This is a genomic window from Winogradskya humida, assembly GCF_016862215.1.
Classification (GTDB): Bacteria; Actinomycetota; Actinomycetes; order Mycobacteriales; family Micromonosporaceae; genus Actinoplanes; species Actinoplanes humidus.
This window is the reverse complement of record NZ_BOMN01000067.1, coordinates 89,076-102,233: the sequence shown is the minus strand read 5'-3', so window position 1 is coordinate 102,233 and position 13,158 is coordinate 89,076. Positions and strand designations below refer to the sequence as shown.

Sequence of the window (13,158 nt, the reverse complement as noted above, 5' to 3'; positions counted from 1 at the left end):
GAGCCCGACCCAGGTCAGGACCGCGCCATCGCCCTGCAAGGAGTCCACGGCGACCTTGGCCCGGTGGGCGGTCTCGGCGAAGTCGTGGAACCGCGACGCGAGTTGCCGGACCCGGGAAGGGTCACCAGGAGTGGGGTCGCCGTCCATGTCGAGGACGTCCCAGTCAGTCGGCCGAGCCATCACCACTCCTGTCTATGCATGTGCCCGACGGAGTCTACGCAGGTAGTTACAGAGGGTTTTGATCCGTCGTAGTACTCTCCAATCGACGGTGGGCGTAGGCAGAGGCGGGTATGAATGGCTTCCGACCGGTTAACGGTGAATTTGGACGGCTTGGCGGACTTCGCCACGCAGTTGGAGACCATTCGTAGCGGTATGGACTCCGCCAGGTCCTGGATGAACGAGTTCTCCGGTGACCTGGGCGGACCCGATGTCGACGGTGCGATCAGTCACTTTGAGTCACATTGGCGCGACGGTCGTGGACAGGTCGACAAGAACTGCGACGCCCTGATCAAGATGGCGAAGCAAGCGGTCGAGAGTCTGCGCAAGGCCGACGACGACCTCACCAAGCAGCTACGTGAGAGCGCCGAGGCCTGATCCGATGACCGCACCGACCACCGCCACCGGATTCTCGATCACCGTCCCGGATTCCTGGTTCGAGATCGAGCTGCACCCCGACGCCCGCAACGCCGCCATCAACACCCTGGTCTCCGAGCGGCTCAAGGAGGTTCCGGAGCTCTACGAGCACCGGGCCGACCTTGCCCGGGTGCTGCGGGAGACGGCGCGGCGGGCGTACGACAGCGGGGCCCGTTTCTGCGGGACCCTGGTCGCCGGTCTCGGCGGGGCCGTGATGACCGCCACAGTGACCGTGACCATAGTCGACGCGCCCAATGAGGAGGGTGCGGCCGACGCGATCGCGTCCTTCCTCACCACGGTGCCGAAACGAGGCGCCGACTCCATCTGGCGTCAGGTCGAGTCGGTGGAGATCCCGGAGGCCGGCCGCGTGCCGCGCACCCGGGGCATCGACGACGTCACGCTGCCTGACGGCGCCGGTTGGATCCGGTCGCTGATCATGCAGACCTTTGTGCCTTTCCCCGGGCCCAACCCCACGCGGGTGGCCCTGATCACCGGTAGTTCTCCGTTGCTGGCGCTGGAGTCGGAATTCTTCGACGTCTTCGACGCCATCACCGGCACGTTCCGATTCATCGGCTGACCGGCCGACTTCTCAACACCGTGCCGTGCTTCGATTCCAAGCCGGCAGTAACCAGGGAGGCAAGACATGGCTAACGTCAATGTGACGTACCAGGAGATGCGTGACGCGGCCAACCGCCTCACGCGTGGCAAGGAAGACATCCTCAGCAAGCTCCACGAGCTGCAGAGCATGGTCAGCAACCTGGTCAACGGTGGCTACGTCACCGACTCGTCCAGCAAGCAGTTCGACGAGTCGTACCGTGAGTTCAACGACGGTGCCAGCAAGATGGCCGAGGGCCTCGAGGGCATGGGCAAGTACCTGACGGCTGCCGCGGACACGTTCCAGCAGGCCGACGAGGAGCTCGCCAAGGCTCTCAACAAGTAGGGCTTCACAAAAAAGGGCGACCCCGTGGGGTCGCCCTTTTTTATGTCCGACTACTCGGGGACCTGCACGGTCAGCGGTTCGCCGTCGCCGAGGTGCAGCATGGCGCGGCCCGGCCGCACCGGCTGGCCCACCGCCGTGCGCTGCAGCCGCAGGCCGACCAGGTCGCCGTCGGTGCGGTTCTGCGGGGAGAGCAGCGCGCCCCGCCGGCTGCGCCGGGCATCGACCAGCCAGCCGCTGAAGCCGACGCTGAGGTCCTCCGGCTCGCCCGCGAAGATGACGGCAAGCTGACGGGCCTCGCCGTTGCGGATGACGTCGCGCAGCTCGCTCGACGCGGCGACGTCCCGTAGCGCCGACGCGTCGTCGACCACGATCAGCGCCCGCCCGGTCACCTGGGCCAGCGCCTCGTTCAGCTCCTCCGGCGTCACGTCGGTGCCGGTGAAGACCGTGATGACGCCCGGGCGCCCGGCCAGGTCCCGCAGCGGCGACGTCCGCGGTGCCATCGCGATGACCTGCTGGCCGTTGTCCAATGCGGACCGTGCCATGGCGACCAGCATGGTGCTGCGCCCCGACTTGGCCGGGCCGCCGATGCCGAAGGACGGCACCCCGGCGGACAGATCCGGACCGTACGCGGTGAGCTGGTCCCCGCCCACGCCGGCCAGCACCCAGCCCTTGCCCACACCCGCACGGGGCAGCGTGGCCGCCTGGTCGTACGAGATCTGGCTGGGCAGCTCTCCCAGCCGGAACGGCCGCAGCTGCGCGGGCACCCCGGCGTCGCGTTGCGCGGACCAGCGCCCGATCTCGGCGAGCGCGGCTGCCTGCGCCGCACCGCTCGCGTCCGGCACCAGCAAGGCGACCTGTAGCTCGATGCCGCTCTCGGCCCGGAACGCGCGGCCGGGGGCGATCTCCTCCGGCAGGTTGCGCGGGTGCAGGCCGATCATCGACATGTCGCCGCGGTCGGCCAGCCGGAACGAGATCTTGTCCTCGGTGAGGGTGGCGACCCGGCCGCTGAGCACCGAACGGTCACCGGTGATGATCACGTGGACGCCGACGCTGGCGCCCTCCCGCAGGAACGTGAAGATCTGGTCGGTCAGCGTGCCGGCGTCCAGCTCGCCCAAGGTGGACAGGAAGCCTTCCCAGCGGTCCAGCAGCAGGAAGATGTGCGACAGCTTGCTCTCCGGGGCGGCTGCTGTGCGCTGCTCGGTGACGTCGGCGAACCCGCCCGCGGCGAGCACGGCCTGCCGGCGACGGATCTCCTCGCCGAGCTTCGTGATCATGCGGACGGCCCGGTCGACCTCGGTGCGGGTGACGACCGCGCCACAGTGCGGCAGCCCGTTCAGCGGCAGCAGCGCGCCGTTGCCGCAGTCCAGGCCGTAGAGGTGCACGTCGGCGCTGGAATGCGTGCGGGCCAGCGAACCGGCGATCGTGCGCAGCAGCTGGGACCGGCCGGTGCGGGGCGCGCCCGCGGCGATCAGGTGCCCGAACCGCTCCAGCTCCAGCACCGCCGTGCGTTGCGCCTGCTGCGCCGGGAGGTCCTCGATGCCGAACGGCACCGTGGCCAGCTTGTGCGGCACGACCGGCGTCGCGGCCAGGTCATCGATGATCACCGCGTCGGGCAGCGCCGCGAGCCACGGGCTGTGCTGAGCCGGCACCTGGGCGATCTCGGCGGCCTTGCGCAGCGCCTCGACCAGCACCTGCAGGTCGGTGATCTCCTCCTGGTCGACCGTGCGGGCCACCTTGGCGACCTCGATCGGCCGGGCCAGGTCGGCCCAGTCCAGGATCCGCAGGTCCGGCGGGGCGGCCTCGCCACCGCCGCTGCCCGGGCGGCGGCCACCGACCCGGCCGGCCTGGAACGGCACGAGAGAGGCATGCCCGAGCCGCACGTACGCACGACCGGGCGTGCTCTTCGAGATGCGTGCCGAGTCGGGGGCGTTGAGCACGTCCTGGCTCTCCGCCGCGTCGGTGACCCGCAGCGCGATCCGCAGGTTGGTGTTGGCCCGGATCTCGGGGGAGACCACGCCGCTGGGGCGCTGGGTGGCGAGCAGCAGGTGGATGCCGAGCGACCGGCCCCGCTGCGCGATGTTGACCAGGCCGGTGACGAAGTCGGGCAGCTCCCGGGCCATCGACGCGAACTCGTCGATGACGATCAGCAGCCGGGGGAGCTTGAGGCTGCCCGGCTGCCGGTCGGCGACCCGGGTGTAGTCCTCGATGTCCTTGGCGCCCGCCGCGGCCAGCACGTGCTCGCGCCGCCGGAGCTCCGCGGAGAGCGACTCCAGGGCCCGGCGCACGAGGTGCTCGTCGAGGTCGGTGACCATGCCGACGGTGTGCGGCAGGCGCACACAGTCACCGAACGCGCTGCCGCCCTTGTAGTCGACCAGCACGAACGTCATCGCGTCCGGCCGGTTGGCGGCCGCGAGCGACGCCACGATGGTCTGCAGCAGCTCGGACTTGCCGGAGCCGGTGGTGCCGGCGATCAGGCCGTGCGGCCCGTCGCGGCGCAGGTCGATCTCGAACGGGCCGTCGAACGACTCGCCGACCACCGCGGTCGTGGTGGCACCCCGGACCGCCCAGCGCGACACGATCGTCTCGGCCTGCGGCGGCTCCAGCGACAGCACGTCCAGCAGCCGGCTCGAACCGGGCAGCGCGGCGTCCTCCTCGTCATCGCTGACGTCGCGGATCGGGGCCAGCGACCGGGCCACCCGCGCGCACCACGCGGGGGACAGGACGTCGGGGCGGATCCCGGTCAGCTCGTCGGCACCGGTGCGCGAGATCCGCAGGGAGCCGCCCTCGGCCACGGCCACCGCCTGGCACTCGGCCGGCAGCAGTCGCTCGTCGGCGTCGAGGCAGATGGCGTAGACGCCGACGGACGGGCCGTCACGCAGCAGCTGGAGGACGCCGGGCAGCGACCGCAGCCGCCGTGAGCCGTCCAGGACCACGATCATGTCGGGCTCGCGGAAGCCGGCCGAGCCGGTCTCCTGGCGCACGGCGAGCCGCGCGTCGATCATCTCGAGCAGCGCGGCCACCCGGCGGCCCACCGACTCGGCGTCGACACCGATCATCACGGCCGGGGCGTTCGGGTTGTTCGACCGGGAGTGCGGCAGCCAGCGAACCCAGTTCCAGCTCTCCTTGCCGGCCGGTTCGGTCAGCACGCTGATCTGGACGTCGTTGGGGCTCTGCAGCACCGCGGCCTGGATCACCGCCCACCGGCCCAGCGCGCGGGCGCTGTCACCGGGCCCGGCGAAGCCGATGACGCCGTGGTCCTTCAGCGGCAGGGTGACCGGAACGTCCGGGATGCTCCAGTGCACCGTACGCCGGTGCTCGTCCTGCTCGGGGTCGTCCAGCGCGACCTCGGCGGGCAGCTCGCCGCTGCCGACCCGCAGCAGCAGGTGGTCCTCGTCGCGGCGGCGGCGCTCCCACAACCGCCGGCGCGGCCCGGTGGCGATCACCGAGATCAGCGCGGGGTCGGGGCAGCCCGCCCGGCGCTCGACCTTCTCGACCTCGAGCGCGTCCTGCGCGTCCTTCTCGATCCGTGCCTTGCGCTCCTGATATTCCTTGCGCAGCTCGGCGTAGGAACGTTTGCCCTGGCGGCGCTGCATCACGTAGTTGCCCATCACGGACAGCGGCGAGAGCAGGGCCAGGAACAGCATCGTCTTGTTGCCGGTCAGGAACATCAGCGCCAGCGCGCCGACCAGCGGCAGCAGCGCCACCAGCCAGGGCAGCGGGTTGCGCTGCGGCTCCTTCGGCGGGGCGGGCAGCCGGAAACGGGTCTGGTGCCGGGGCGCCCGGATCCGCGGCGGCCGGTTGTAGTCCAGTCCGGTGCCGTCCGAGGACGGCTCCAGCGCCGCGTCGGGGCGGGTGTACTCGGCGAGTTCCAGTAACGAGTCGCCGACCTTGAGTAGTTGACCGGGGAGCCACATGAACCGCTCGGTCACGGTTTCGCCATCAATTTCCAGCGGCACCCCGCCCTCTGGCTCCACGAAGCAGCGGGCCTGGACGTCGACACTGATCACCGCGGCGACGGGCGGGACCGCCGGATCGCCGACCGGCACCCAGCAGTGCTGGTCGTTACCGAGGTCGCCGATGCCGGCACCGAGCCGGGCAACGGCACCCGTCGAGGCGCCCGCGATCGTGCGTACCTCGAGCAATCCGGACTGTTCCGGAACAGGCCAGCCGGCAGGCCCGTCGAGGCCGATGACCGAGCCGTCCCGCACGGCCGAACCGTCGAGCGTAAGCGCCGGGTGCAGCGGTTTGCCATTGATATAGAGGGTGGCCGCGCCGGTCGCGCCGCCGGTACGCCGATTCGCGTCGCGAAGAAGCCGTTGCGCTGTGTAGCCGAGCGCATCCACAGTGGTGTGTCCCGCGGCGGTGAGCGCCACGTCAGCGGAGTCGCCCGTTCTGGGATCGACGATTGTCAGTAAGAGCTGCACCATGCCTCCGGGCCGAGGTGTTCCGCACGATCGCGGTCCTTCATCGGAGAGGGGCGAGGCGTGGCGACAGCGCGCGGACAGTGGGCCCAACGCTATCGCACCCCGTAAATGTAGGGTGGCCGCGTATCGGTGATCTGTATGCGAGGAAGTTGGCCATGGCCCGTCGAACATTCCGTCGAGCCAGCACCCTGGTGCTGGGTCTGATGCTCGCCGTGACGGTGGGTGCCGGGACACCGGCTCTGGCGTCACCGTCGTCGTCACTCCCAGGTCTGCACGGCTCTTATGCAGCCGAAAAAAGGGCAGACCCCAAGTGGTACGTAGTGCAGTCCAGCTACAAGGGTCAGCCCGAGTTCCTGTTCGAGATCGCCGAGCGCTTCCTCGGCGACGGCAACCGCAACCTGGAGATCTTCGAGCTCAACAAGGGCCGGCTCCAGTTCGACGGCAAGCGGGTCGAGACGGCCGAGGCGATCGAGCCCGGCTGGATCCTCGTGCTGCCCGACGACGCGAAGGGTGACGGCGTCAACGTCGGCCCCCTGCCGCCGCTGCCCGATGACCCCAACGCCTCGGGCGCACCCAGCGGGGCAGCCTCGGAGTCCCCGGACACCGACCCCACAGCCGCCGCTCCCGGCGCCGCCGACTCGACGAGCAACGGATCGCCGCTGCTGGTGATCCTGCTGATCGTCGGCGTCGTCCTGATCCTCGCCGGCCTGGTGATCGGGTTCCTGCTGATCCGCCGTCGCCGCAACGCCGCCGACAAGCCCCCGGCCGCCGCAACCGCCGGCACGCCGTACGCGCCTGCCGCCCCGAAGGCACCCAAGCCCCCGAAGACGACAAAGCCGCGCCGCAAGGGCAAAGCCGCCACCGGGATGTCGGCCCGCACGTTCGACACCGCCGCTGCCTGGACCGTCGACCGCGCCCTGCGCGTCCTGGTCACCGGCAGCGACGCCGCCGGCCGCCCGGTCCCGCCGGTCTACGGCGTCTCCCTCGACGACACCCGCATCTCGCTGCGCCTCGCCGTCCCCGGCGGCGACCCCACCGAGCCGTGGGAAGCCGTCGAGAGCGGCCGCGTCTGGCAGTCCTCCCTGCGTGACCTGCAGGCCCTGCCCGCCCGCAACGACGTGGTCAGCCCGACCCCGCGCCTCGTCACCCTCGGCACCACCGGCGTCACCCGCGAGCTCGTCGACCTGGGCCAGGCCACCGGCGTGATCAGCATCGAAGGCGACGGCTCCGTCGCCCGCGAGCTCGTCGGCGCCTGGGTCGAGGAGCTCATCCGCAGCCCCTGGGCCGACGACGTCCGCGTCATCGCCGGCGATGTCCGCCCCCACCTGCCGGAAATGGAACGCCTCACCTCCCTCGGCAGCATCCGCGACGCCCTCACCACCGCCGAAGGCGACGTCGCCGAGGGCGCCTACGCCCTGCGCAACGGCGGCAGCGGCGCCGGCCTCGGCGTCCTCATCCTTGGCTCACCCCCCGGCGCCCGCGACATGGAACGCGTCCAGAACCTCGTCAACCGCCCCGACGCCGCCTGGGTCGTCATCGTCGTCGGCCAGACCCGCCAGGGCCGCTGGCGCTTCACCGTCCACCCCGACGGCCGCCTCGACACCGGCGCCCTCGGCCTCAACGTCTACACCGGCCGCGTCCCCGCCGGCCAGGGCAACTAACAATTGTTCGACCTGGTCTTCCGCGACTTCCAGCCCGACCGGAAGCCGCTGCCGCTGTCACCTCCGGGACGCGCCTGGTACCTGCTCGACGGAGCCGCGTTCCCGGAGGTGGGCTGGTCCGACTTCCCGCTCTCCATGCCGGGCTCTGGCCGCGGGGCATGAAGTTGTGTCGAAACCCGCGCTGCCGCAACCTTCTGCGGCGTCAGCTGTCAAGCCTGGGCCATTTACATCTGGCCAGGAAACACATGATGTGCGTTCAGACATGATTGCCCGGATTTGACGAGCTTCACCGCATAAAGTTGACGCATCCCGATGCCCAGCGCAACATCTAGCCTTCCGGCCGGAACGGGATTGTGAAGAGTCCCGGAAGCCCACGCATCGGTCGCCGCGGCGACCGGCCGCGGTGACCAAGCGCCCTCGCCGCCTGAATGCGCACGAATCAAGGACTCGGGACGCTGGCTGGTCACGGGGTCCAGGGGTCGGCGGGCAGGCAGGCGGGGCCGGGGGTGCCGTAGATGACGGTGCCGGTCGGGTCGGTGTAGCAATGCGGGTAGTTCTGCGAGTAGGTGAAGAGGGGCCGGCGGTCGATCTCGGTGCCTGTGGCGTCGTAGCTGACCAGTTGGGCGTTCTTGCGGACGTCTTCGGTGAGGGAGATGAGGCCGAAGGCGCCGTTGCTGATCCGGGCGGTGGTGGTGCGGCCGTTGCCGTGTTCGAGGATCAGGCGGTCGACCCGGGCGCTGACCCGGCCGAGGACCGAGACCGAGCCGCCGTCGGCTTCTGTTGAGGTGAGGCTGAGGCGCTGGACCGGGCCGGGGAGGTAGTCGCGGTGGGGCCAGGCCTCGCCGCCGACGCTGCTCGACTGGAGTTTGCCGAATTTCATGTACATGTCGCAGGCCATGTAGCCGTCCTGCGTGAGGAACAGCACGGCGATCCAGGGGCCGCGCCGGGACGCGATGGTGACGTCCGCGGGCGAGACGGGCACGAACTCCAGCGGTGGGCCTCCGTCGTCGCGCGGTTTCATCTGTTCCAGGCAGTCGCGGACGGCGCGACGTAGCGACGGGTCAAGCTCGGCGCTGCTCATCGCGAGGATCTGGGTACGGTCGGTGTCCAGCTTGACCACGGCGACTCCCGCGATCAGGGCGAGCACCGCCATCGTCGCGACCAGTAGCCGCCGCCGATGAACTCGCGGGCCCCGGGCAACGGTCATCAGCTCCGCACGCATCCGAGCCGCGCGGGCAGGCGGCAGATCCCGGTCGGCGGGGGGCTTGAGCACGTCGTTCATCGCTGTTCCTCCGTGAGCGTGGCGCCGAGCAGGGTGCTGAGCCGAGCCCGGGCCCGGCTCACGCGGGAGCGGACCGCGACCTCGGTGATGCCCAGAGCCGCGGCGGCCTCCGGGTAGCCGACGCCCGACCACAGACACAGCGCGACGGCTTCCCGCTCGGCACGGGGCAGCCGCCGCACGGCCGCTAGGACCCGGCCCATCGAGCGTTCGTCGTCGAGGCGGCCGGCCACGTCGTCGGCGGGGTCGGGGTCGTGCTCGGCGGGCAGCCGGCCGAGCAGGGCCCGCAACCGCCGGGCCGAGCGCCATTCTGTCCGCGCACAGTTGCCAGCCACCACCAGCAGCCACGGCAGCGCTGTGTCGAGCGCGAGCTGCACCGTGCCGCGCTTGCGCCACGCGGCCAGGAACGTCGCCTGGGTAATGTCCTCGGCGACGCTCCACGAGCCGCAGAGCCGGAAGGCATGGTTATAGACCGCCCGCGAATGCCGGTCGAACAGCGTGCCGAAGGCGGCCTCGTCCCCGGCGGCCACCGCGGTCCAGAGGTCCTGGTCGGTCGGCCCGGTCTGCGTCATCACATCCTGCTATGGCCGCCAGGCCGGTATGTGTTGCGGCAAGCTCTAACGCGGGATGTTGCGGAGGTTGGTCCGGGCCAGGTGGAGCATCGAGCCGACCCCGCCACCGAGGACGGTCTTGCCGATGGAGAGCGCGAAGCCCTTCGCCTCCTCGGCGGTGATGTGCGACGGGACCGACAACGCGTCCGGGTCGGTCACCACGTCGAGCAGGGCGGGACCGTCGTGGTCGAGGACGGAGCGGAGAGCGCTGCGGAGTTCGTCCGGCTTTTCTACGCGTACGGCGTGGAAGCCCGCGGCCCGGGCGATCGCGGCGAAGTCCACCGCGTCGTGGTCGGTTTCGAAGGGTGGTTCGCCGTCGACCATCATCTCCAGGCGGACCATGCCGAGGCTCGAGTTGTTGAACACGACAACCTTGACCGGCAGGGCGTGCGTCTTCGCGGTCAGCAGCTCGCCCAGGAGCATGGCCAGGCCGCCGTCGCCGGACATCGAGATGACCTGCCGGCCGCGGTCGACCATCTGGGCGCCGATCGCCTGCGGCAGCGCGTTGGCCATCGTGCCGTGGACCCAGGAGCCCATCAGCCGGCGGCGGGCGTTCGGCGTGATGTAACGGGCGATCCACGTGCAGCACATGCCGGTGTCGGCGGTGAAGACGGCGTCGTCCGCGGCCTCCTCGTCGAGGACCGTGGCGACGTACTCGGGGTGCAGCGGCGTCAGGTGCTCGATGTCGTGGGTGTACGCCTCGACGGTCTGCTCCAGCTTCTCGCCGTGCTTCTTCAGCATCTTGTGCAGGAAATCGGCGTCCTCGCGCGGGTTCAGCAGCGGCAGCAGCCCCCGGATCGTGGCGCCGACGTCACCCGCGACGCCCATGTCCAGCACCGTTCGCCGGCCCAGCCGGGACGGGTCGATGTCGACCTGGATCGTGTTCTGCTGCGGCAGGAAGGCACGATAGGGGAAGTCGGTGCCCAGCAGCAGCAACACATCCGCTTCGTTGCACGCCTCGTAGCAGGATCCATAACCGAGCAGACCGGACATGCCGACGTCGTACGGGTTGTCGTACTGAAGAATCTCCTTGCCCCTGAGGCTGTGCCCGACGGGCGCGTTCAACGCAGCAGCCAGGGCGAGCACCTCCTCACGTGCGCCGGCGCAGCCGATCCCCCCGAAGATCGCGACCTTGGACGAGCCGTTGAGCCGATCGGCCAACTCCTGCAGCACCTCGGCCGGCGGTGTCGGCAGCGCACGCCCCACCGCGGCGGCGGTCTCCCCGGTCGCGTTCACGGCCTCGCCCTGCAACACGTCACCCGGCACGACGATCACCGCGGCACCCTGCTTACCGACCGCCTCCTGGATGCCCACCCGGAGCATCCGCGGCATCTGCGCCGGGCTGGAGAGCACCTCGGCCCAGTGGCTGGCCTGCTCGAACAGCCGCTTCGGGTCGGTCTCCTGAAAGAAACCCGTGCCGATCTCGCCCGAGGCGATCTGCGAGGCGATGGCCAGCACGGGCACCCCCGACCGGTGCGCATCGAACACACCCTGGATCAGATGCGTGTTCCCCGGCCCGCAACTGCCCGCACACACCGCGAGCTTCCCGGTCAGCTGAGCCTCCGCCGAAGCCGCGAACGCCGCCGCCTCCTCGTTGTGCACATGCACCCACTGGATCTCGCCGCTGCGCCGGATGGCGTCACTGAGCGCGTTCAGGCTGTCCCCGACGATGCCGTAGATCCGTGTCACGCCCGCCTGGACCAGCACCTCGACGAACTGGTCGGCGACTGTCTGCTTGTTCCCGAACACATTGACTCCCCGGGGGCGTGTGCGACTGTGCCATGGCAGTTACCCCACGCACGGAACTCCGAACGGAGGGGCCATGGATCTTCAACTCACAGGTAGTGTGGCGGTTGTCACTGGCAGCAACAGTGGAATCCGCCTGGCCGTAGCCCGAGGCCTGGCGGAAGAGGGCGCGCACCTGATGATGTGCGCCCGCAACGAGACGCGCCTCCAGGCCGCGGCCACCACGATCAAGACCGATTTCCCGGTACGCGTAAAAACGGTCGCCGCCGACGTAGCAACCCCGGACGGCGTGGCAACCCTCGCCCTGGCCCCGGGCAGCTACCTGGCGATCTCGCATGCCGTCAACGATGCCCGCCCCGACTACATGGCCCGCATCACCGCCATCTACGAGCGGGTCAACGCACCGTTCACCCCGCGCGACCGCGCCGGCGTCGAGGCCTTCTTCGGCGACTTCGTCCTGGAGGACCCGGGTCTCGTCAACGTCTGGCCCTATCTGTCCCCGCCGCGCGGCATGGATCCCGAGCTGGCCCGCACCGGTTACAGCGCCGTCGCCCGCAAGGCGTTCTGAGGTGGGGGGGCGTCGTCCGCTTCGTGACCGTCCAGGGCGGCGTGGTCACGCGGCACAAGCTGACCGGCGCCGCCTGCTGTTCCGCACGGCCTTCGGCCCGTTCGAGCAGGAGAGGATCTTCGCTCTCCTCGCCGCGCTGCTCGATGCGTTGTCGCGGATCTGGCCTGGTTGGACGGTCGAGCGTCATCGACGATGCCGGGCGCAACGCGTACGAGCTGGACAACTGGGCGTCGCAGCCGTGGCGTCCCGGGGTGGGACTACTCGCGGCGCTCCCCTCGGAGAAGCCCGTGACCGCCTGCGCGACGGCTACGCACCCTCGCCGACCGGGTGGCCAGTTATACCCCGGTCGAGGAGACGCTGCGGAGCCGTCGGGGCGACTTCGAGAGCTGCTACGCGAACCAATACGGCATCACCCGCGCGATCCTCGACATCCACCTCACTCCGGCGGACGTCACCGCGGTAACCACGAAGATCCTCAGCGGCCCTGGAAGAAGGTGACGGCTTCGGTGAGGGCGAGGTCGGTGAGGACCGGGTCGTGGCGTACGCCGATGTCGCGCATGAAGGCGTGCTCGCCCCCGCGATAGATGTGCAATTCGAGATCGTCGAGGCCGGCGGCGTACAACTCGGAGATGATCTGGATTCGGGCGTCGGCCGGGACGTGCGGGTCCTGCGAGCCGAAGACGACGAGCAGCGGTCCCCGGATGTCGGCGGCCCGGGCGAGTGAGCCCGCGTCGGCGTCGGCTCCCAGCGCGCCGTTGTGCAGGCCCGTCGGGTAGAAACACACCGTCGCCGCGACCCGGGGGTCGAACGCGGCGCGGAACGCGAGGTGGCCGCCGATGCAGAAGCCCGTCGCGAGCAGCGTCGTAGTGTCGCTGCGGTTCTCCAGGTAGTCCAGGACCGCGACCCGGTCAGCGTCGAAGTCGGCGATGGAGGTGGCGGCGGCACCGGCCATCCCGGCCCGCTTGCCGGCGTCGTCGAACTCCAGGGCCACGCCGGCCAGGTCACCGTGCGGGTAGATCTCGGGGACGCACACGATGAAGCCGTACGCCGCGAGCCTCCGCGCGGTCCGCAGGGTCGACTCGGTGAGCTGGAAAATGTCGGTGTAGAGCAGCACGCCCGGCCAGGGCCCCTGCCCGACCGGGGTGATCACCACCGACCGGATCTCGCCCGCGGCCGACGGCACCATGACTACGTCTTCAAGCAACTTCATGCCGAGTGACACTACTGGCGCCATTGCAACCAACCGTTGAGTACCACTACTCACGATTGTGTGACGGGGTTCGCGCAGGCTGTGCC

At 70.2% G+C, this 13,158-nt stretch carries 13 protein-coding genes; 7 read left to right on the top strand and 6 right to left on the bottom strand.

Annotated elements, in window-relative coordinates:
* Positions 1-180: hypothetical protein (locus Ahu01nite_RS26470; protein ID WP_203839336.1), on the bottom strand; the 180-nt coding region annotated here is incomplete at its 3' end.
* Between the two features lie 114 nt (positions 181-294).
* Between Ahu01nite_RS26470 and Ahu01nite_RS26465 the strand changes: the two genes are divergently transcribed.
* The 3 genes from Ahu01nite_RS26465 (at position 295) to Ahu01nite_RS26455 (ending at position 1,573) form a co-directional block, all read left to right on the top strand.
* Positions 295-594 carry a hypothetical protein gene (locus Ahu01nite_RS26465; protein ID WP_203839335.1) on the top strand — a complete coding sequence of 100 codons (300 nt, stop codon included), beginning with the start codon at positions 295-297 and terminating at the stop codon, positions 592-594.
* A gap of 4 nt (positions 595-598) precedes the next feature.
* Positions 599-1,210 (top strand): hypothetical protein, encoded by a 612-nt coding sequence (locus tag Ahu01nite_RS26460; protein WP_203839334.1) that lies wholly within the window; start codon positions 599-601, stop codon positions 1,208-1,210.
* A gap of 66 nt (positions 1,211-1,276) precedes the next feature.
* Positions 1,277-1,573, top strand: a complete 297-nt coding sequence (locus Ahu01nite_RS26455) for a WXG100 family type VII secretion target (protein ID WP_203839333.1) — start codon at positions 1,277-1,279, stop codon at positions 1,571-1,573.
* A gap of 50 nt (positions 1,574-1,623) precedes the next feature.
* Here the strand turns inward: Ahu01nite_RS26455 and Ahu01nite_RS26450 are convergent, their stop codons facing one another.
* The gene (locus Ahu01nite_RS26450) at positions 1,624-5,997 is read right to left on the bottom strand and encodes an FtsK/SpoIIIE domain-containing protein (RefSeq protein WP_239159150.1); all 4,374 of its coding nucleotides are present in this window, start codon (positions 5,995-5,997) and stop codon (positions 1,624-1,626) included.
* Between the two features lie 155 nt (positions 5,998-6,152).
* On the opposite strand from Ahu01nite_RS26450, the gene Ahu01nite_RS26445 reads away from it, so the two are divergent.
* Together Ahu01nite_RS26445 and Ahu01nite_RS26440 are read left to right on the top strand one after the other, a co-directional pair.
* Positions 6,153-7,658, top strand: a complete 1,506-nt coding sequence (locus tag Ahu01nite_RS26445) for a LysM peptidoglycan-binding domain-containing protein (protein ID WP_203839331.1) — start codon at positions 6,153-6,155, stop codon at positions 7,656-7,658.
* Positions 7,659-7,661: 3 nt separating this feature from the next.
* Positions 7,662-7,820, top strand: coding sequence for a hypothetical protein (locus Ahu01nite_RS26440; RefSeq protein ID WP_203839330.1), 159 nt, complete (start codon positions 7,662-7,664; stop codon positions 7,818-7,820).
* A gap of 301 nt (positions 7,821-8,121) precedes the next feature.
* On the opposite strand, the gene Ahu01nite_RS26435 is transcribed toward Ahu01nite_RS26440, so the two are convergent.
* Genes Ahu01nite_RS26435 through Ahu01nite_RS26425 form a run of 3 tightly spaced genes read right to left on the bottom strand, consistent with a single transcriptional unit; the run spans position 8,122 to position 11,297 of the window.
* The gene (locus tag Ahu01nite_RS26435; RefSeq protein ID WP_203839329.1) at positions 8,122-8,940 is read right to left on the bottom strand and encodes a hypothetical protein; all 819 of its coding nucleotides are present in this window, start codon (positions 8,938-8,940) and stop codon (positions 8,122-8,124) included.
* Positions 8,937-9,509, bottom strand: coding sequence for an RNA polymerase sigma factor (locus tag Ahu01nite_RS26430; protein ID WP_239159149.1), 573 nt, complete (start codon positions 9,507-9,509; stop codon positions 8,937-8,939). Before Ahu01nite_RS26430 ends, Ahu01nite_RS26435 begins: the two co-directional genes overlap by 4 nt.
* Positions 9,510-9,554: 45 nt before the next feature.
* Positions 9,555-11,297 carry a pyruvate dehydrogenase gene (locus Ahu01nite_RS26425; protein ID WP_203839327.1) on the bottom strand — a complete coding sequence of 581 codons (1,743 nt, stop codon included), beginning with the start codon at positions 11,295-11,297 and terminating at the stop codon, positions 9,555-9,557.
* 73 nt (positions 11,298-11,370) lie between these two features.
* Here Ahu01nite_RS26425 and Ahu01nite_RS26420 point away from each other — a divergent pair, with 73 nt between their 5' ends.
* Positions 11,371-11,862: an SDR family NAD(P)-dependent oxidoreductase gene (locus Ahu01nite_RS26420; RefSeq protein WP_203839326.1), complete on the top strand. Its 492-nt coding sequence runs from the start codon at positions 11,371-11,373 to the stop codon at positions 11,860-11,862.
* Between the two features lie 327 nt (positions 11,863-12,189).
* Positions 12,190-12,360, top strand: coding sequence for a hypothetical protein (locus Ahu01nite_RS26415; RefSeq protein ID WP_203839325.1), 171 nt, complete (start codon positions 12,190-12,192; stop codon positions 12,358-12,360).
* Here the strand turns inward: Ahu01nite_RS26415 and Ahu01nite_RS26410 are convergent.
* Positions 12,338-13,072, bottom strand: coding sequence for a dienelactone hydrolase family protein (locus Ahu01nite_RS26410; protein WP_203839324.1), 735 nt, complete (start codon positions 13,070-13,072; stop codon positions 12,338-12,340). The two genes, Ahu01nite_RS26415 and Ahu01nite_RS26410, sit on opposite strands and share 23 nt — an antisense overlap.
* Positions 13,073-13,158: the final 86 nt, after the last annotated feature.